16 protein-coding genes are annotated in these 19,728 nt (G+C 66.8%); 8 read left to right on the top strand and 8 right to left on the bottom strand.

Features of this window, described 5'->3' with window-relative positions:
• Positions 1–28: 28 nt before the first annotated feature.
• From recF to ACODS4_RS00495, 6 genes are all read right to left on the bottom strand, one after another.
• A complete protein-coding gene (gene recF, locus ACODS4_RS00520) occupies positions 29–1,210 on the bottom strand; it encodes a DNA replication/repair protein RecF (protein ID WP_488859708.1) in 1,182 nt (393 codons plus the stop codon).
• A gap of 85 nt (positions 1,211–1,295) precedes the next feature.
• Positions 1,296–2,426 (bottom strand): DNA polymerase III subunit beta, encoded by a 1,131-nt coding sequence (gene dnaN / locus ACODS4_RS00515; protein WP_488859706.1) that lies wholly within the window; start codon positions 2,424–2,426, stop codon positions 1,296–1,298.
• Positions 2,427–2,668: 242 nt separating this feature from the next.
• Positions 2,669–2,986 carry a HigA family addiction module antitoxin gene (locus tag ACODS4_RS00510; protein WP_488859704.1) on the bottom strand — a complete coding sequence of 106 codons (318 nt, stop codon included), beginning with the start codon at positions 2,984–2,986 and terminating at the stop codon, positions 2,669–2,671.
• A 104-nt stretch (positions 2,987–3,090) separates the two neighbouring features.
• Complete coding sequence (locus tag ACODS4_RS00505; RefSeq protein ID WP_488859702.1) at positions 3,091–3,318, bottom strand: type II toxin-antitoxin system RelE/ParE family toxin; 228 nt, start codon at positions 3,316–3,318, stop codon at positions 3,091–3,093.
• 101 nt (positions 3,319–3,419) lie between these two features.
• Positions 3,420–5,132 carry a hypothetical protein gene (locus tag ACODS4_RS00500; protein ID WP_488859700.1) on the bottom strand — a complete coding sequence of 571 codons (1,713 nt, stop codon included), beginning with the start codon at positions 5,130–5,132 and terminating at the stop codon, positions 3,420–3,422.
• A gap of 212 nt (positions 5,133–5,344) precedes the next feature.
• A complete protein-coding gene (locus ACODS4_RS00495; RefSeq protein ID WP_488859698.1) occupies positions 5,345–6,226 on the bottom strand; it encodes an SDR family oxidoreductase in 882 nt (293 codons plus the stop codon).
• Between the two features lie 68 nt (positions 6,227–6,294).
• On the opposite strand from ACODS4_RS00495, the gene ACODS4_RS00490 reads away from it, so the two are divergent.
• The 5 genes from ACODS4_RS00490 to ACODS4_RS00470 all read left to right on the top strand — a co-directional run bounded on the left by ACODS4_RS00490 (position 6,295) and on the right by ACODS4_RS00470 (position 13,143).
• Positions 6,295–7,116, top strand: a complete 822-nt coding sequence (locus ACODS4_RS00490) for a hypothetical protein (RefSeq protein ID WP_488859696.1) — start codon at positions 6,295–6,297, stop codon at positions 7,114–7,116.
• Between the two features lie 212 nt (positions 7,117–7,328).
• On the top strand, positions 7,329–9,251 hold the full coding sequence (locus tag ACODS4_RS00485; RefSeq protein WP_488859694.1) for a PhoX family protein: 1,923 nt from the start codon (positions 7,329–7,331) through the stop codon (positions 9,249–9,251).
• A gap of 149 nt (positions 9,252–9,400) precedes the next feature.
• Positions 9,401–9,634 carry a helix-turn-helix domain-containing protein gene (locus tag ACODS4_RS00480; RefSeq protein WP_488859692.1) on the top strand — a complete coding sequence of 78 codons (234 nt, stop codon included), beginning with the start codon at positions 9,401–9,403 and terminating at the stop codon, positions 9,632–9,634.
• Positions 9,635–9,775: 141 nt separating this feature from the next.
• Positions 9,776–12,319, top strand: a complete 2,544-nt coding sequence (locus ACODS4_RS00475; protein WP_488859690.1) for a helicase-related protein — start codon at positions 9,776–9,778, stop codon at positions 12,317–12,319.
• Between the two features lie 428 nt (positions 12,320–12,747).
• Positions 12,748–13,143: an RNA-binding S4 domain-containing protein gene (locus tag ACODS4_RS00470; protein WP_488859688.1), complete on the top strand. Its 396-nt coding sequence runs from the start codon at positions 12,748–12,750 to the stop codon at positions 13,141–13,143.
• Positions 13,144–13,153: 10 nt separating this feature from the next.
• On the opposite strand, the gene ACODS4_RS00465 is transcribed toward ACODS4_RS00470, so the two are convergent.
• On the bottom strand, positions 13,154–14,272 hold the full coding sequence (locus ACODS4_RS00465) for a GGDEF domain-containing protein (RefSeq protein ID WP_488859686.1): 1,119 nt from the start codon (positions 14,270–14,272) through the stop codon (positions 13,154–13,156).
• Positions 14,273–14,828: 556 nt separating this feature from the next.
• On the opposite strand from ACODS4_RS00465, the gene ACODS4_RS00460 reads away from it, so the two are divergent.
• Positions 14,829–15,725: an RNA polymerase factor sigma-32 gene (locus tag ACODS4_RS00460; RefSeq protein ID WP_488859685.1), complete on the top strand. Its 897-nt coding sequence runs from the start codon at positions 14,829–14,831 to the stop codon at positions 15,723–15,725.
• Positions 15,726–15,889: 164 nt separating this feature from the next.
• Here the strand turns inward: ACODS4_RS00460 and ACODS4_RS00455 are convergent, their stop codons facing one another.
• Complete coding sequence (locus tag ACODS4_RS00455) at positions 15,890–17,827, bottom strand: adenylate/guanylate cyclase domain-containing protein (RefSeq protein WP_488859683.1); 1,938 nt, start codon at positions 17,825–17,827, stop codon at positions 15,890–15,892.
• Positions 17,828–17,968: 141 nt separating this feature from the next.
• Between ACODS4_RS00455 and ACODS4_RS00450 the strand changes: the two genes are divergently transcribed.
• Together ACODS4_RS00450 and ACODS4_RS00445 are read left to right on the top strand one after the other, a co-directional pair.
• Positions 17,969–18,865 carry a thermonuclease family protein gene (locus ACODS4_RS00450; RefSeq protein ID WP_488859681.1) on the top strand — a complete coding sequence of 299 codons (897 nt, stop codon included), beginning with the start codon at positions 17,969–17,971 and terminating at the stop codon, positions 18,863–18,865.
• Complete coding sequence (locus tag ACODS4_RS00445) at positions 18,862–19,692, top strand: c-type cytochrome (protein ID WP_488859679.1); 831 nt, start codon at positions 18,862–18,864, stop codon at positions 19,690–19,692. Before ACODS4_RS00450 ends, ACODS4_RS00445 begins: the two co-directional genes overlap by 4 nt.
• The last annotated feature ends 36 nt before the right edge of the window (positions 19,693–19,728 follow it).

Below are 19,728 nucleotides of genomic sequence, written 5' to 3'. Positions count from 1 at the left end.
TGTGTATTTTTTCGCGCGATCCGCCGGGCTATCCCGGTCGGATTCGGGCGTCGTCGATGAAAACCCGCGCGGCTTCCTGCGCCAGGGGGGCGAAGACCGCCGCGTCGGTGCCGGTCATCCAGGCTTGCGCCCTCAAAGCCAGGATTTCGCCGAACAGCGCCTCGCGCCGGTCGGGGTCGAGATGGGCGGCGACCTCGTCCAGCAGCAGCAGCGGCGCGGCTCCGCGTTCGGCGGCCAGCAGCCGGGCGTTGGCCAGAACGATGGCGATCAACAGCGCCTTTTGCTCGCCCGTCGAACAGAGCGCGGCGGGCATGTCCTTGGCGGCGTGGCGCACGGCCAGATCGCTTTTGTGCGGGCCGACCGTCGCGCCGCCGCTTTCGGCGTCGCGCCGCCGGTTGTCGCGCAGGCTGCGGCGCAGCGCGTCTTCGGCGTCCAGCGCGGGGCCTTGGTCGAGCCAATCCTCCACCGCGCCCGCCACGGCCAGATCGGCGCCGGGGAAGGGGCCGACGGCGCGGTCGCAGGCGGCGCGCAGCCGTTGGATCACCTCGCGCCTTGCGGCGGCGACGGCGACGCCGGTGGTCGCCATCTGGTCTTCCAACCCGCCCAGCCAACCCTGGTCAAACCGGCCCTCGCGCAGCAGGCGGGCGCGTTCGCGCAGGGTGTGTTCGTAGCGCGACAGCCGTCCGGCGTGGGCGGGGTCGAAGCCGAAGACCAGACGGTCGAGAAAGCGGCGGCGCCCGCTGGAGCTTTCGACGAACAGCCGATCCATCGCCGGGGTCAGCCAGATCACGGCGACATGCTCGGCCAGCGCGGTTTGGCTTTTCGCCGGGCGCCCGTCGATGTGGACCAGACGGCGGTCGCGGTCGGTCGGGCGCGGCGGGGCGAGGTGCGGCTCGCGCCCCGTGCCGATCTCCACCGGGCCGCCGGGCGTGTCGAGCGTGGCGGCGACCGCCCAACCGGACCCAGGGGGTGAGCCGATGCGTTCGACCTCCGCCAGCTTCGCCCCGCGCAGACCGCGACCGGGGGCGAGGAAGCTGACGGCCTCCAGCAGATTGGTTTTGCCCGCGCCGTTGGGGCCGATCAACGCCACCGGGCGTTGGTCGCTGTCCAGCCGCGCGGAGTCGTAGCCGCGAAAACGCGTCAGCGTCAGCCGCCGCACCGCCAAGGCGGGCGTCAGAACACGGGGGGCGGCCCGATCATCAACCGTCATGGGCGGGGCTGTCAAAGGCGGAACGGTCGGCGGTCACAGGGGAGGCCAAGAGGCGCGGCTGGGGGACGTAACCCCCGCCGTTCCATCACACCCGCATCGGCATCAGGACATAGAGCGCGGCGTTGTCAACGACGTCGCGGATGATCGTCGGCGACGCGGCGTCAGCCAGAGTGAAGCGGGCGCCCTCCCCCTCGATCTGCTGGGTGATGTCGAGCAGATAGCGGGAGTTGAAGCCGATCTCCATCGGGCCGTCCTGATAGCTGACCTCCAGCTCTTCCGTCGCGCTGCCCGCTTCCGGGCTGGTCGCCGACAGGGTCAGGGTGCCGCGCGTCAGCGACAGCTTCACCGCCCGGCTCTTTTCGGTGGAGATGGTGGCGACGCGGTCAACGGCGGCGGCGAACAGCTTGGCGTCCACCTCCATCACCTTGTCGTTGCCGACCGGGATGACGCGCTCGTAATCGGGGAAGGTGCCGTCGATCAGCTTCGACGTCACGACCACCGAATCGAAGCCGAAGCGGATTTTGTTCTCCGACATCGAGATTTGGATGCGGTCGGCGGCCTCGTCGATCAGCTTGCGGATTTCGGTGACGGTCTTGCGCGGCACGATGACGCCGGGGATGCCGTCGGCCCCCTCGGGCAGCGGCATTTCCACCCGCGCCAGACGGTGGCCGTCGGTGGCGACCGCGCGCAGGACCGGCAAATCCGACCCGCCCGATTTGGCGCGCGCGGCGTGCAGATAGATGCCGTTCAGGTAATAGCGGGTTTCTTCGGTGGAGATGGCGAAGCGGGTGCGGTCCACCAGCCCGCGCAGATCGGCGGCAGACACCGCGAAGCTGTGCTTCAACTCGCCGCCGGACAATTGCGGGAAATCATCCACCGGCAGGCAGGACAGCCGGAATTGCGAACGGCCCGACCGCAGGGTCAGCAGGGCGCCGTCGCCGCTGACGTCCAACTCCACCTGGCAGCCGTCGGGCAGCTTGCGGACGATGTCGTACAGCGTGTGCGCCGGAGCGGTGGTTCCGCCGGGACGGGCGACGCTGGCCGGGACCGACTCGACGATTTCCAGGTCCATGTCGGTGGCGGCCAGCGACAGCTCGCCGTCCTTCGCGCGCAACAGGACGTTGGACAGAATGGGAATGGTGTTCCGCCGCTCGACCACACTTTGCACGTGACCCAGAGACCGGAGAAGGGCGGCGCGTTCGATGGTGATGTTCATTGCTGTCGTCGTCTCGGCGGCGGGGCGTTGGGGGCGCGGGCTAACGGGTGGTTCCGCCCACAAGCGGGCGCGCATCATACCATAAAGGCGCTTGTGTCGAACCAAATTCGTGCGTTGGACGGTTGGCGCGGGCGGTTCAGGAAACCCAAAAGACGAGACGTTTGGATTTTTCCGCCGTGGCGCGGCGTCTCTTGGCCGTCGTCCGTCAAAGCGGGTGGCGCAAGCGTCGCGTCATTGGGGCGTCATGCGGCCTGTCCGACATGCGGCAAGGGTTTGATCGCGTCGATCACGTCGCCGATCTCCGCGCGGGCCAGCTTGGTCTCGTAGAGGCTTTGAAGGTTCGTCCAATAGCGGGGATCGGTGCCAAAGGCCTTGCCAAGGCGCAGCGCCATCGGCGCGGTGACGCGCCGCTCGCCGTTCAGAATCTCCGTCACCGCGTTGGGCGGAACGCCAATATGCCCGGCGAAGCGTCTGGCGCTGAGACCCAGCGCCTCCAGATCATCGCGCAGGATCTCGCCGGGATGGATGGGCGGCAGGTTGTCGATGGCGGGATGGGTCATGATGCGCCTCAATGATAGTCGGTGATCTCGACGTCGATGGGATCCCCCAGCAGCGTCAACGGGTCGGACGCGTCCGACGCGCTTTCGGCAAAGGCCCAACCAAATCAGACGCGCCATTGGTCGTTGATCCGAATGCTGTACTGGCCCTTGCGGTCGCCGCCCAGCGCTTCAAAGCGATTGGACGGCGGGTGTCTCAAATCCATCAACCGGGTGGCGGCCATGAGTTTGGTGAGCGCCTTGGCCGCTTGCCGGTCGAACGCCTGAAATTCTTTCACCCGTTTTCCGGCCAGGAAGGCGGCGGTTTGCTTGTCCGCGCAGTTCCGTATCGGCATCCGCTTCCCCCACATTGACCAGTATGTGTTACGCAACGCATACTGGTCAACGGCGTTTTGAGAAGGCCTGTTCCGTTTCCAAGATCATCACGCCCCCCCCGTCACCGCTCCCGCGTTTCATGCAGGCGCAGGATCGCCACGAAGTCGGCGCTTTGCCAGTGGCGGGAGCGGGTCAGTTCCGCGCGGACGGAGGCGACGAAGGCGTCGATCACCGTCCATTCCTCTTCGGTGATGGTTGGAACCTGATCGAGATAGACGTGAACGACGCGGTGCAGCCCTTGGCTGACCGGGCTGATCCAGGGATCGACGCTTTCCCCCATCGCCTTCATCAGGCGGCGGATGCGCAGCAGATGGGCCATCCGGTGGCTCGGTTTTTCGTGCTCCTCCGCCTTCATCGCCTGGATGAAGGCGATGCGCCCGCTTTCCACGGCGTAGAGCCGCAGCGATTTCAGCTCCGGGTTGGCGTAACCGGCGGCGCCCAGATAGCGGCCCCAACGCCAGACCAGTTCCAGCAGCCACACCACGTCGTCGTGATCGGCCACCGGGTTGTGGCGGGACACCATCGCCGCCTGCATGCGGGACGCCAGAGCGGGAATGACGGTGGCGGTCAGGCCACGGCTGACCTCGGCCAATTGCGTGCGGATCGCCGGGCCGCTGCTGCGGCTGGCGAGAAAACCGCAGCCGGTCAGCGCGGTCAGCGAGCGGTCGAACCGCTCCACCGCGCCGGTCAGCAGATCGCGGGTGGCGCCGTTGACCGACAGCACGCCGCCGTCGCGGATGTCCACATCGCCGAACATGCCGTCCACCACCTCGCGGATGGTGATGCTGGCGGCGTTGAAATGGGCGAGCAGGGCGCGCAACAGCGGGTGCGACTCGCGCACCGTCGGGCCGCCATGCTCGCGGATGTGGCGCAGGAACACGTCGTAGCGCCGCTTGACGTTCAGCCCATAGAGCGGGGCGAACCAGGCGAGAATCTGGGTCTGGTCGCGGAAGGGCAGGCCGAGGTCGCGCACCCGCCGGACGAAGCCGACCATCAGCGCCGATTGGCAATCGACCTCGACCGAACGGCCATCGCCGCCGCCCTGCATCTCGTCGATGTCGCGGCGCATCCGTTCGGTCAGCGGGACCAGCACGGCGTTGTGCTCCAGCAGGGCGCGGACGAATCCCAGCATGTCGCTGTCGATGGCGGCCTTGCGGTTCAGATATTGGGTGCGCAGGCGGGCGTCCTGCAACGCCTCGTCGTTGGCGAGCGCCAGGAAACGGTCGGTCGCCTTGCGGTCGGCGGTCAGCCGGGTCAGATAGTCCAACGCCTCGCGGCGCATCGTTTCACGCAGACTCATCGCCTGGGGGCTGGACAGCACGGCGTCGAGCATGGCGTCGCGCGACAGATCGTCGAGATGGCTTTGCACCTCGGCCGCCAGCGCCGGGAAGGCGTATTGGACCAGCGCGGCCCAGATCCCGCCCATGTCCACGCGCTGAATCAGCGCCGGAACCGCTTCGGGCGCCCGGTAGAGCACATGGTCATCGACCAGGAACGGCTCGAACAGGCCGGTGAACAGGCGGCGCGCCTTCATCGGGCGCAGCCGGTTGAAGTGATCGACCAGCGCCTCGCGCAGATGGCGGGCGCGCTCGCCGTTGGGGGTGGAGGCGCCATCGACGGCGTCCAGAACCGACCGGATCGCGTGCATCGGGATGCGCGCCACAACCTCGTCCATCTGCCGCCGGAAAGCGGTGGACGCCAGACTCTCCGCCGCCGGGCTTTCAACGGGCGACGCGGAGTCTTTTGGCAACATGGCGGATATTGCGCTGTTCATGCCCCACACCCTCGCCGGATCGCCGTCGTCAATCCAAACATAATCCAGCGAGATTGTTAAATATCCTTTTCCAAGCGACAAAGTCTTTTGTGACGTTTTCGATTAATATCCGGGTATGTTTTTGTTTTGCTTCGATGTCGAAGCGGTTCTGCTGCCCGCGACCATGCGATCCCTTCCCTTTTGGTCATCGCTCTTTGGGCATAGTCTTTTGGTTAGGCGCCCTGCTCCGCCGCGAACTGGGCGTCCAGGCCGGCGCGGTAGTCGGGATAGGCCAGCGTCACGCCCAATTGCCGCTTGATCCGGTCGTTTTTCACCCGGCGGCAGTCGGTGTAGAAGCTGGCCGCCATCGGCGACAATTCGGCCTGATCGAAGGGGATGAGCGGCGGCGGCTCCACCCCCAACAGGCGGCAGGCGTGCTCCACCACCTCGTGCGAGGGGGTGGGCAGATCGTCGGCGACGTTGTAGACCGCGCCCAGGGTCGGCTTGGCCATCGACGCGCGCAGCGTCGTCGCGATGTCGTCGACATGGACGCGGCAGAACACCTGCCCCGGCTTGTCCACCCGTTTGGCGTCGCCCGCGCGCACCGAATCGAGCGCGCTGCGGCCCGGCCCATAGATCCCGGCCAGCCGGAACAGATGCATCGGCACGCCATATTGCCGGTAGATGCCCAGCCAGCCGCGTTCAGCCTCCACCCGGCGTTTCTGGCGGTCGCCGGTCGGCTTCAGCCACGCCGCTTCGCTCACCCATTCGCCCTTGGCGTCGCCATAGACTCCGGTGGTGGACAGATAGCCAGCCCAGTCCAAGGTGCGCAGATCGGCCAATTCGCGGGCGTGGTGGTCGAGCACCGGGTCGCCCTTGGCGTCGGGCGGCACGCTGACCAGCAGGTGAGTCGCGCCGTCCAGCGCCGCGTGGGCGTCGGCCAGCGGGCGGCCCCGGTCGAAGACGAACGCTTCGATCCCTTCGGCCTCCAGGGCGGCGCGCTTGTCCTCGCTGCGGCAGGTGGCGGCGATCCGCCAGCCTTCGGCGCGCAGGCCGTCGGCGAAAACGCGGGCGGTGTAGCCAAGGCCGAACACGAACAGGCGGGGTGCGGTCATCGGGGCTTCCTTACGGGCGGTTTCAAGCCCTTGCGTCGGACGGAACGATGGCGGAGTGTAAGGCGACCATGATCCGACGCAACGCTTTCATCACGCTGGCCGCCCTGTCGCTGTCGACGGCGGCCTTGCTCCCCCTCCCGGTCCAGGCCGCCGCGCCCGCTTCGGCCCCGGATCCCAATCAGACGCTCAAGGAGTGCGCGGCGCAGGCCGAAAGCAATCCCGACGCCGCCTTTGAACGCGCCTTGCGCTGGCAGGAGAAGGACGGCGGCGACCTCGCCCGGCTCTGTCAGGCGCTGGCGCTGTTCCACAAGGGCGACTTCAAGGCCGCTGGCGCGCGGTTGGAGGAGCTGGCTCCGCTGCTGGGCAAGGACGATCCCAAGGCGGCGGCCTCGATCCTGGGGCGCGGCGGCTGGGCGTGGCTGCGGGCGGGCGATCAGGTCCGGGCGGAAAAGCTCTACAGCGCGGCGTTGGACAAGCAGCCGGGCGACGTCGATCTGCTGATCGACCGCGCTTTCGCCCGCGCCGAAGGCGAACGTTTCTGGGACGCTATCGCCGATCTGGACGCGGCGTTGACCAAGGATCCCAAACGGGCCGACGCTTATCTCTATCGGGCGGAGGCGCACAAGGCGCTGTCGAATCATCGGCAGGCGCTGGCCGACATTGACCGCGCGCTGGAACTGAAGCCGGGCGACCCCGAAGCCATTTTGCTGCGCGGCAACGTCAAGGCGCTCAGCGGCAGCGTCAACGGGGCGCGCGACGATTGGGCGTTGGTCAAGCGGCTGGCCCCCGACAGCGAGTTCGGGCGGGCGGCGGCGGTGAATCTGGACCGGGCGGCCAAGATGGCCAGCGCGCCGCCGGAGAAGGCGCCGGAAAAAGCGAGGGCGCCATAAGGACTTCGCCTCATCCAACCCCGTTTCACGTTCAAGGCGGAAGGAACGACGCCTTCGTCACCGTCGTTCCTTGCCCCGTTCCTTGCCCATGACCGTCAAACTGTAACATCCCCGCAGTAACCTCCCGCCCGCTCGCCAAAACAAGACCGCGCGTTTCAACCGCGCGTCATGCCAGCCGTTTGACCTCACGAGGGGTCGGGAGACATCACATCATGACCAATTCGTCCGTCCATCTGTCCGAAACGTCGCGCCGCTCCGTGCTGCGCATGCTGGCTGGAATGCCGCTGCTGCCGGTCGCCGGGGGCGTCGGCGGCCTGCTGTTCGCCTCGGGCGCGGAGGCCGCCGCCGCCAAGGGCGCGCCGGTGTCCGTCGAGTTCGTCGGCATGGCCGCGCCGACGACCGCCGCCGCGCAGGCGACGACCACGGTCGAATCCAGCATGGTCGTGAGCTGGGCCGACGGCACGAAGCAAAGCTTCGCGCTGGGCTATCAGCCGCTGTTCATCACCGGCGACATGGCGCCGGACGGCAAGGGCGGCACGACGTTGGCGGGCGGCTATTACGACATCAACGGCAAGCCGATCCTCGACGCCTCGCTGGCGACGCCGACCCAGTTCTTCTCCGATTGCCCGGACGGCTGCAACCTGTTGAACCCGATGCCCGCCACCGTGCCGGGCGTGTCGGGCAACACCCTGTTCGCCGTCGTGCAGTTTGAATACGCCACCCGCGATTCCAAGGACGCGTCGATGTACGGCCGCCTGCCGTCGCCCATCGCCGTTCTGACTCTGGACCAGAACAAGGAGACCGGCGCGCTGAAGCTGGTGCAGTACCACACGGTGGACACCAGCCCGGTGCACGGTCTGTGGATCACCTGCGGCGCCAGCCTGTCGCCCTGGAACACCCACCTGTCGAGCGAGGAGTATGAGCCGGACGCCACCGCGCTCGACGACCAGTTCCGCGCCTACAGCCAGAATCTGTTCGGCGACCCGAACAAGGCCAACCCCTATCATTACGGCCATATGCCGGAAGTCACCGTCAAGCCCGACGGCGCCGGCAGCATCAAGAAGCATTATTGCATGGGCCGCATCTCGCACGAGCTGGTGCAGGTGATGCCCGACCAGCGCACCGTGCTGATGGGCGACGACACCACCAACGGCGGCCTGTTCATGTTCATCGCCGACAAGGCCGCCGACCTGTCGGCGGGCGCGCTTTACGCCGCCAAGATGATCCAGGAAGAGGGCAAGGATCTCGACAAGGGCGGCGCCTTCGCCCTGAAATGGATCAAGCTGGGCCACGCTGCCAGCGCCGAAATCGAAAAGCTGGCCGACAGCCTGAAGGCCGCCGACATCGTCGAGGTGAAGAAGGAAGACCCGAAGGATCCCTCCTTCACCGCCATCGGTTTCAACGGCAAGACCCAGTGGGTCAAGTTCAAGCCGGGCATGGAAAAGGCCGCCGCCTTCCTGGAAACCCACCGCTACGCCCCCACCGTCGGCGCCACGCTGGCCCTGACCAAGCTGGAGGGCGTGACCGTCAACGCCAAGGACAAGACCGCCTACATGGCCGTGTCCTACATGTACAAGTCGATGAGCGACGGCAAGAGCGGCATCAAGGTCAACGCCATCAACGCCGGCGCCGTGTATCAGTTGCCGATGACCGGCGGCCAGACCGACGCGGCGGGCGCCGCCATCGACAGCGATTGGGTGCCGGTGCATTTCAGCGCCGTCCCGGCCCTGGTCGGCAAGGATCTGGCGACCCCCGACGCGCTGGGCAACACCGCCCACGCCGACTTCATCGCCAACCCGGACAATCTGAAATTCTCCGAACGCCTGCGCACGCTGTTCGTCGGCGAGGACAGCGGCAACCACGTCAACAACTTCCTGTGGGCCTACAACGTCGACACCAAGGCGCTGAGCCGCATCCTGTCCTGCCCGGCGGGCGCGGAATCGACCGGCCTGCAAGCGGTCGACGACGTCAACGGCTTCGCCTACATCATGAGCAACTTCCAGCATCCCGGCGATTGGGAAAAGGGCCTGCACGACAAGGTCAAGGACAGCGTCGCCGGTCTGATCGACGGCGCCTACCGCAACCGCCGCAGCGGCGGCGTCGGCTACATCCACGGCCTGCCGCAGCCGGTTTGATCTGCTCAATCTGATTGATTCAGGAAAACGCGACCGGCAGTATCGGTCGCGTTTTTTTTGGGCTGAAATATTGCGTTATGAAAATCTGATACTACCTATCATCGATCGTGATTTGGTCACGCCCCCTCAAAAATATTAAGGGTCCAAACATGCCGAAAATTAACCAAAAACAAATAGTCCTCGAATCTCTCCAAAACGAAGAGAAGCTAACTCAGGAAATTGCTCAGGAAAAATACGGAGTTCGCCGCCTTGCTGCTAGAATTAAAGAGATAAAAAATGATGGGCACCGCGTGAAAAGCGAGAGAAAATCCGTGACAGATCATCGTGGAGTTACGAGAAATATTGCAATATATAGCATGGATTCCGAAGATATTGATCATTAACTGTCGATTTTGTGTATTTTTTCCAATAATAATTGTCTCCTGGATGTATTTGATTATTTCTGGGAGACAGTCTATAGGCGCGTTGAACTCATCCAATCTGTCTCTTGCAAAGCGGGGCCGGACCCACCAAAGCTTACGCCCATGACGTCCTCTCACGCTTCGTCGGGCGGCGCTCTGGGGCTTGGCGGTCGGGTGGTCGCCGTGCTGGGGCCGACCAACACCGGCAAGACCTATCTGGCGATCGAGCGGATGCTTGGTCACAAGTCGGGCATGATCGGCTTTCCCCTGCGGCTGCTGGCGCGGGAAAACTACGACCGCATCGTCGCCATCAAGGGAAAACAGGCCGTCGCCCTGGTGACGGGGGAGGAAAAGATCCTGCCCCCCAACCCGTCCTGGTGGGTGTGCACGGTCGAATCCATGCCGCTCGACCGGGTGGTCGATTTTCTGGCGGTTGACGAGATCCAGCTCTGCGCCGATCCCGAACGCGGCCACATCTTCACCGACCGGCTGCTGAACGCGCGCGGGCTGGTGGAGACGATGTTTCTCGGCTCCGATTCCATGCAGCCGTTGATCCGCAAGCTGATTCCGCGCGCCGAATTCATCAACCGCCCGCGCTTTTCCCAACTGACTTACGCCGGGCACAAGAAGCTGACCCGGCTGCCGCCGCGCTCCGCCGTCGTCGCCTTTTCCGCCACCGACGTCTACGCGATGGCCGAATTGATCCGCCGCCAGCGCGGCGGCACGGCGGTGGTGCTGGGCGCCCTGTCGCCCCGCACCCGCAACGCCCAGGTGGCGCTCTATCAGGCGGGGGAGGTGGATTATCTGGTGGCGACCGACGCCATCGGCATGGGGCTGAACATGGACGTCGATCATGTCGCCTTCGCCCGCATGGTGAAGTTCGACGGCTTCGCCCCCCGCCGCCTGCGCGCCGCCGAGGTGGCGCAGATCGCCGGGCGGGCCGGGCGCCACATGCGCGACGGCACCTTCGGGACCACCGACGAGGCGGGGGAGTTGGACGCCGACATCATCAGCCGCGTCGAAAACCACGAGTTCGAGACGCTGAAGACGCTGACCTGGCGCAACAGCGCCCTGCGCTTCGACACGCCGGGCTTCCTGCTGAAAACGCTGGAGGAGCGCGCCCCCATCGCCGAATTGAGCCGCTCGCGCGACGCCGACGACCATCTGGCCCTTCAGGCTTTGGTCCGCGACCCGGAGGTGATGGATCTCGCCAAGGGCCGCGACGCCGTGCGGCTGCTGTGGGAGGTCTGCCAGATCCCCGATTTCCGCAAGGTGCTGTCGGACGCCCACACCCGCTTGCTGGCGCAAATATACAAATCCCTGCGCACCGGCTTCGGGCGGCTGGACAGCGATTGGGTCGGCAAGCAGATCGCCCGGCTGGATCGGACGGAGGGCGACATCGACGCGCTGGTCGCCCGCATCGCCCACATCCGCACCTGGACCTACATTTCCAACCGACCCACCTGGCTGACCGATCCGCTGCATTGGCAGGAGCGCACGCGCGCCATCGAGGACCAACTGTCCGACGCTCTGCACGAGCGTTTGACGCAACGCTTCATCGACCGTCGGTCGGCCAGCCTGTCGCGCACGCTGAAGGATGGCCGCGCCTTGATCGGCGGCGTCCGCGCCGACGGCGAGGTGGTGGTGGAGGGGCATGTGGTCGGGCGGTTGGAGGGCTTCCGCTTCGTCGCCGACGCGCCAGACCGCTCCGAGGAGGCCCGCGCCCTGGAAACCGCCGCGCGGAAGGCGCTGCGCGACGAACTGGCCAAGCGGCTGCGCCGGTTCGAGCAGGAACCCGACGACGCTTTCGCCCTTGCCCCCGACGGGCTGTTGAGCGTCCATGGCGTGAGCGTGGCCAAGCTCGCCGCCGGGCCGTCGGTGTTGACGCCGCTGGTGGTTCCCTTTGACGAGGGGATGCTCGACCAAGCCCAGCGCGAGCGGGTGCGCGCCCGGCTCGATCAGTGGCTCAAGCGGCATGTCGCCGCCCGGCTGAAGCCGCTGTTCGCGCTGGCCGACGCCGACGGCCTGTCGGGCGCCGCGCGGGGGCTGGCCTTTCAACTGGTGGAGGGGCTGGGGGTTCTGCCGCGTCCGCCGGTCGCCGCCTTGGTCGAAGGGCTGGAGCGCGAGGACCGCAAGGCGCTGACCCGGCTGGGCGTGCGGTTGGGCGTGTCGCACCTGTATCTGACGGCGCTGGCCAAACCGGCGGCGGTCGCCCTGCGCGGGCTGCTGTGGGCGGTCGCCACCGGCCACGCCCTGCCGGTGCCGCTGCCGCCGCCGGGGCGGGTGTCGGTCGCGGCGGTTGGCGCGCCGCCCGCCTTCTGGGAGGCGATTGGTTATCCAGTGGCGTCGGCCAAAGCGGGCGATCAAAAGGGCGGAGAGGGGCGAGCGCTGCGGGTGGACATGCTCGACCGGCTGGAGACGGAGATGCTGACCTTGGCCAAATCCGGCGCGTCGGCGCCCGAGACGGCGCTCGGCCAACGGGTCGGCCTGTCGGCGGAGGAGTTGGCCGGGGTGTTGGCCGGCTTGGGCTACGCCCGCAGCGTGGCGGAGGATGGCGCGGTGACGTGGAAACGGCGGCGCCCGTCGGCGGCCAAGCCCCGCCGCGACCGCGCGCCGGTCAACGCCGACCATCCCTTCGCCAAGTTGCGTCAACTGTCGGGAGGGTGAAGGCCGTCCGGGGGTGGGTGTCCGGCTGTCGATTTCCCCCTCCCCATCCCTCCCCCGCTTCGCGCTACTGGATGCACACATCTTTGGTTTAGGCAACTCATTGGAAGAAAAAGAATTTTTCTCCGTCATTCCCGCGCAGGCGGGAATCCAGACTTACCCATAGGGTTCGTCTGGCAAACTCTGGATCCCCGCCTGCGCGGGGATGACGGAAAATCCGTTTCATTTCAATTGGTTGCAGCAAGAAAAAGATGTGTGAATCCGGTAGCCCGCTTCGCGGGAGAGGGGGCCGGACCCTTGTCAGCGTGCAGCTCAGCGTGTGGCCCAGCTTGCGGCGGAGTTCCCTCTCCCGCGCAGCGGGGGAGGGTTAGGGAGGGGGAAGAAACGCTCAAAGATCGACCAACGGAATCAACCAGCATGGACCGAGAACCATGAGCGACGACGGCAGCGACGGCCTTCCGCCCGGACGGCTGCGCATCGACAAATGGCTGTGGTACGCGCGTTTCTTCAAGACGCGCAGTCTGGCCGCCAAAATCTGCAACGACGGCGGCGTCCGGTTGTCCGGCGCGGTCGTCAGCAAGGCGCACGCGGCGGTGAAGCCGGGCGACGTGCTGACCTTCGCGCAGGGTCGGCACATCCGCGTCATCAAGGTGCTGGCGCTGGGAAGCCGACGCGGCCCCGCCCCGGAGGCCCAGGCGCTCTACGAGGATCTCGCCCCGCCGGTGGCGGAGGAGCGGTTGGAGGATCCCTACCGCGCCCCCGGCTCTGGCCGCCCGACCAAGCGCGACCGCCGGGCGTTCGACGCCCTGCGCGGGGAGGGGGAGTAGGCGCGGCGGCTTATCCCACGACGTCCGAGGATAGGGGCGGCGGTTGGACGGCGACCCGGTTGCGTCCAGCCTTTTTGGCGGCGTAAAGAGCCGTGTCCGCCGCCTGGAGCATCAGATCCCAGCTTTGGTAGCCGCCATCCGACCAGGCGACGCCAAGGCTGGTCGTGACCGGAATGCGGTCGCCGCGATGCTGGACGACGAGGGACGCGACCAACCGGCAGAGGCGCTCCCCCGCCGCTTTGGCGTCGGCCAGACTGAGGTCGGGCATGTAAAGGATGAACTCTTCACCGCCTGCGCGGGCAAATCGGTCTTGCGGGCGCAGATTCCGACTGACCTCATCGGCGAAGGCGCGCAACACATGATCGCCCGCCGCATGGCCGTAACGGTCGTTGACCGTTTTGAAATGGTCGAGATCGAGCATCATGATGGTGTCGCCGCGCTTGATGAATCCCGGCATGCGGGCGTCCATCCAGCGGCGGTTGCCGATGCCGGTCAGGGGGTCGATTTCGGCGGCGAGGCGCAGCGCGTTTTCGGCGCGTTCCTTCACGACGCCATAGACCAGAATGGTGATTCCGAAATTGAAAAATATTTGCAGATAAAAACCAAAGGCGATGTTGGGAACGCTGATCCGACCGAGGGTCATCATCAGGAATTCGGAGGCGTAGACCGTTGCGGCAAGTCCCAAAATGACGGCCAGAGGCCGCCGGGACGGCAGCGGATCAACCCGTTGGTCACGGGCGATCTCGTGGGCGGCGGCCAGCAGGAACAGGAAGGCGGTGATGTGGAACGCGCTTGCCCGCAGTTGGTTGTCGGCGGTGAAGTCTGTGATCGCGGCAAGGCAAAACCACGCGAGTGGAATCAGCAGCAGGATCCATGAGCGGCGCAGCCCCCGACCGCTGCTGAGCGCGCGGGCGCCAAGCCACAGATACGCGTAACTGACGCTTCCGATGGCGAGGCTTCCTGGTTGCCAAAACCAAGCGGGCAAGACGTCGCGCTCGCCAAGCCCGGCGCTGAACGATCCAACCGCCAGCCCCAGAAACGCGGCGGCAAGCAGAGCAAGCCCCTTCGTTTCCAAGGATTGTTGACGCAAATGAATGAAACCCATCGCTCCGGCAATGAGAGACGTCATGTGCAAGACAAGAACTGTAAAGATGTCCAGGGAAATCATGATTTTGGTGGATTTTAGCCCATTCGGAGGAGTGGGGATTTGACGTATTTTTGTAATATTGGAGAAAAATGCAAGGCTTGGTCCTGATGAAGTCACGTTGAAGTGATATTAACGACATTCTCCCGTAGAACACAAGCGAGTGCGATCAATGACCGAGCGCGACGCTGGGGCGTCATGCGCCGCAAGCCCTGTGTGAGCAGGGGGCGCTTCCCAAATGTCCTTGGGATCTTGTTGTGGGGGGCGTCACTGGTCGCAACCGGCGCGCGCCCTATATGGTGGGTTGGTCGGAAACGCCCGCCGCGCGTCTGCGATTTTTTGACCGACGCACAAGAAATTTGTCCATCTGGTGTGATCCGAATCCTTCCCCGTCGCGTATCTCTAGCAACAGGGCGCGCCGACGCCTGCCCATTTTCCGCAACGGCGGGAAACCGGGCGGGGGCAACGGCCAAGCCCAACATGCGCGAGACTGGCTGCACCATCGGAACACGGCGCCGCCCAGACGGGAAGGAAGGGACGGATGGCTTACATCGACGATCCAGAGACGCAGCGGGCGAATCTGAGCTTTATCAAAGCGTCCATGCGCGAACCGCTGCTGTCGCGGGACCATGAGTTCGAGCTGGCCCGCAAATGGCGGGAGGAGAGCGACGAACGCGCCCTGCACGAGCTGGTGCGGGCCTACACCCGGCTGGTCATCGCCACCGCCTCGCGCTTCCGCAATTACGGTCTGCCGATGGGCGATCTGGTGCAGGAGGGCAATGTCGGCCTGATGCAGGCGGCGGGCCGTTTCGAGCCAGACCGCGAGGTGCGCTTTTCCACCTACGCCGCCTGGTGGATCCGTTCGGCCATGCAGGATTACATCCTGCGCAACTGGTCGATCGTCCGCACCGGCACCACCGCCGCGCAGAAATCGCTGTTCTTCAACCTGCGCCGCCTGCGCGCCAAAATCGACAGCGCGTCGCAGAACGGCAACGGCGCCCGCCTGACCCAGGAAGGCCGCGCCTGGATCGCGGGCGAACTGAACGTCGCCGTCGCCGAGGTCGAGGCGATGGAGATGCGGCTGTCGGGGGCCGACCAGTCGCTGAACACCCCGGTCGCCGACGGGTCGGACGATGATTGGCAGGATTTCCTGGCCGACCAACGCCCTTCGCCGGAAGAGGTGGTGATCGGCATGCGCGACGCCAACACCCGCTCGCAATGGCTGGCCGAGGCGTTGGGCGAACTCAGCCCGCGCGAACGCACCATCATCCAGGAGCGCCGCCTGCGCGACGAGGGCGCGACCCTGGAAGAGCTGGGCCGTGAACTGGGCGTCAGCAAGGAGCGCGTCCGCCAGTTGGAGCACCGCGCCCTGATGAAGCTGCGCGATTCGATGCTGAAGCGCGTCGAGGATTCCGGCGATCTGGTCGCCAACCTGTAAGCGTTTCGGTTTGGCCGCCTTCCGCCCCCTCACTAGCCCTCCCCCGCTCACGCGGGAGAGGGAACTTTGCCGTGCGCCGACAAGTTTGCCGACTCCCTCTCCCGCTGTTAAGCGGGGGAGGGGTGGGGAGGGGGCAAAGCGTCGCCGGATCGATGCGCCTCCGCTCAATCCGCTCCTGACAAAGCTCTCCCCTTGTCGGCAGACCCCGGTTCCGCGACCGGCGGCGGCGCGTGTTCCGCGCCCTCCGCCGCAACCAACCGCCACAACTCCGTCGTGCCGCTGCGTCCGCGCAAGGAGCGTCCGCCTTGGCGGACCAGCGGGGCGGCTCCGGTCCCCTTGGCGGCGGTGACGCCGCTGGTCAGCACAATGACCTCCGCCTCGCCCTGAAGCGCGGCGGACAATTCTTCGATCCGAGCGGCGACGTTCACCGTGTCGCCGATGATGGTGTAGTTGATCCGGTTGGCCGAGCCGATGTTGCCGACCACCACCGGGCCGCTGTGCAGGCCGACGCGCACGCGGATCGGCTCTTGCCCGGCGGCGGCGCGTTCGCGGTTGTCGGCCAGCACGGCGTGGTGGATGGCGTGGGCGGCGCGGAGCGCGCGGGCGGCGTGGTCCTCTTGTTTTTCGGGGGCGCCCCAGAAGGCCATCAGCGAATCGCCGATGAATTTGTCCACCGTGCCGCCCTCCGCCTCGATGCAGGCGGCGAGCAGGGTGAAATGCTCGTTCAGCAGGGTGGCGGTGTCGGCGGCGCTGCGGTGTTCGGCCATGCGGGAAAAGCCGCGAATGTCGGTGAACATCACCGTCACCTCGCGCTGCACCGAATCCAGCCCGTCGCCCTGGGTTTCACGCTGGCGCATCAGGCGCAGCACCAGCGCCTTGGGCACATAGGTTTCAAACCAGCGCAGGCCCGCGACCATCGCGTTGAAGGCGGTGGCGGCGCGCGCCATTTCTTGCAAGCGTGAATCGGGCAGATCGGCGATGGTCTTGAACTCGAACGCGCGGACGCGGTCGGCGGCCTCGGCCAGCCGGGCGACTTGGCGGCTGATCTTGCGTCCGACAAACAGCGCGACCGCCACGGAAATCAGCAAGATGGCCAAACCGGCCAGCCCTGTTTTGACCAGCCTTTGGATCTCGCCATTCATCTCGCTTTCGCGGAAACCGATGCCGATGATCCATTCCCGTTGGCCGTAGCCCGCCATCGACCGCATCAGAAACAGGTAATCGTCGCCCGCGATGTGGACGGATTGGCCCTCCACCCGCTTTTTCAACGCCTGGACCGGCACGCCCTTGCTCCACAGCGCGGCGAGCGCCGGGTCGTCCACCTGATCGATGCGCGGCAGCGGCGGGCCGTCGGGCTTGTTGGAGAAATCGAAGCTCCGCCCGACCAGCGCCGGGTGAGCCAAAACATGCTCATGGTCGTACAGGACAAAGGCGTTCAGCCCTTGTTCGACATACAGCGCCGATAGGAAGCGCGACAGGTCGCCCAGCGAGACGCCGACCGCGACCTGCCCCAGATAGCGCCCGTCGCGCCGCACCGGCTGATAGAGCGTGATGAGGCTGTTCGAGGCTTCCTTCAGCCAAAAGGGATCGGCCCAGGCGGCGGCCCCCCGGCTGGGACCGTTCAGCACCTCGGGCGGGATGGCGCCGTCGCCTTGCATGTCGAGGGGGCCGACCTGCAAGCCGCCGTTCAGGCGTCCGGCCTGCGCGCCGGTCAGGTCCGGGCGCATGAAGGCGATTCCGGTCACGTCGGGGGCCGCCGCCAGCGCGCCGCGCAGGGTGGTGGTCAGCCGGTCGGCGTCGTCGGGATCCAGCTCCCCGCGCTCGATCAGACCGGCGACGAAGCGGGCCATGTCGCGGGCGGGATCCAGTTGGTGGCGAACCCTGATCTCCACCCCGGCCAACGCCAGATCGGCCTTGTCGTTCAGCAGGGCGAAGGTGTTGGTGCTGGCGCTGACCAACCCCAAAATCAGGACGCTGGCGACCGCCGCCAGCATCAGCGAGCCGAATCCGGCCACCAGCACCGCCGCGATGGGCAAGCGAATCCGTTTCCGGGTCGCGGACCGGGCGCTGTCCGCCGGGGACGCTGGGGGGCTGTCAAGCATGGCGGGCAAATTAGCCGACGGGGCCGGATTGGGGCAACCCGCGCGGCGCCCGCGACGGGGGAAATAAAAAAGAATTCACGCGGCGATCCGGAACGGCGGCGCCCTTGCCCGACAGGGGCGGGAGCGTCATAGGGTTGAGTCATGAAACCCCGTTCCCATTGCCTGAAGCTTGCGGCGATCCTGCTGCCGCCGCTGACCGCCGCGCCCGCCGTCGCGGCGTCGGCGGAGTCCTGGCGCGTGGTCGCGGTGGTCGATGGCGACACGCTGGCGTTGGAGGATGGGCGGCAGGTCCGCTTGGCGGGGATCGAGGCGGCGAAACCTCCCCGCTACGCCGCCGCCGATGGAGGCCGTTCCTGGCCGCTGGCCAAGGCGGCGACGGCGGCGCTGGGCGAGCTGGCGTTGGGGCGGGTGGTGACGCCGCGCGGGACCGTCGTGGTGGACCGGCATGGGCGGCTGCTGGTCCATCTGCTGCGCGAGGATGGGGTGTGGTTGCAGGCGGAGATGCTGGCGCGCGGCCACGCCCGCGTTCACACCCGGCCCGACGCCCGCGCCTTCGCCGCCGAGATGCTGGCGACGGAGGACGGCGCGCGCGTCGCCCAGCGCGGCCTGTGGCGGACCCGCGTCTACGCCCTGCGCCCCGCCGATCCCGACGCGCTGGCCCGCGACCGCGACAGCTTCCAGATCGTGGAGGGGCGGGTGCTGCGCGTCACCAAGACCGGCGGCGAGGCCTATCTGGATTTCGGCGCCGATTGGCGCGCCGACGTCACCGTCCACATCGCCCGCCCGGCGATGCGCGACTTCGCCAAGGCGGGAATCGACCCGTTGTCGTACGAGGGCAAACGAATCCGCGTTCGGGGCTGGATCGGCCTGCGCAGCGGCCCCATGATCGAGGCGAACCACCCCGAGCAGATCGAACGGCTGGAGGGCGGGGCGGCGACCGCGCCGCCGCCGTCTCCACAGCCGACCCGATCCGCGCCCGCCGTCCGGCCCCCGGATCCCAGTTCTGACGCCCATCTTGAGGAGGAGGACCCCGAATGATCGCACGCTTGTTGACCGCCTGTTTGCTTCTGGTCGCCGTGGTTTCGCCGGTCCAGGCCGCCGGACCGGTGTTGACCATCGCCATCGCGGGCGTCGAACGGACCATCGACCGCGACGCCCTGCTCGCCCGTTCCGACGTGGCGACGGTCGACATCCCGAACGACGCCGCCTATGGCCGTCCGATGCGTTACCGCGCCGTGCCGCTGGCCAGCCTGATCGCCGCCGACCAATTCCCCAAGGACGCGGTTCTGGAGGGCGTCGCCAGCGACGGCTTCGCCGCGCTGCTGCCGCCGGAGCTGTGTTTGCGGACGGCGGACGGTGGGTCGGTCGCCTTTTTGGCGGTGGAGCCGCCCGACCAACCCTGGCCGCCGCTGCCGGGCAAGGAGGTCTCCGCCGGTCCCTTCTATCTGGTGTGGGTGCGGCCCGAGGCGTCGGGCGTGGGCAACGAACAATGGCCCTACCAACTCGCCCGCTTCGCCAGCACCGACAACCCGTTGAAGCGCTGGCCGCAATTGGCGGTGGACGCCGCGCTGTCGCCGGATTCGCCGATCCGCGCCGGACAAGCCGCCTTCGTCGCCCAATGCATGGCCTGCCACACGCTGAACGGGGCGGGCAGCGCCAACGTCGGGCCGGATCTGAACCGCCCGATGAATCCGACCGAATATCTGACCCCATCGGGGCTGGCCAAACTGATCCGCGATCCGCGCGCGGTGCGGAGCTGGCCCAACCAACAGATGCCCGGCTTTGACGTCGGCATGTTGAGCGACGGCGATCTGGAGCGGGTCATCGCCTATCTGACCCATATGGCCGGGCGGAAGACGCCGTAAAATCGTCGCGGCCTTGGGGTTTTGCGCGCTGGCGCA

The sequence above is a fragment of the Azospirillum sp. FG154 genome (genome assembly GCF_057809575.1).
Note: the sequence above shows the minus strand (reverse complement) of the source record. Positions and strands in the feature narration are given on the sequence as shown.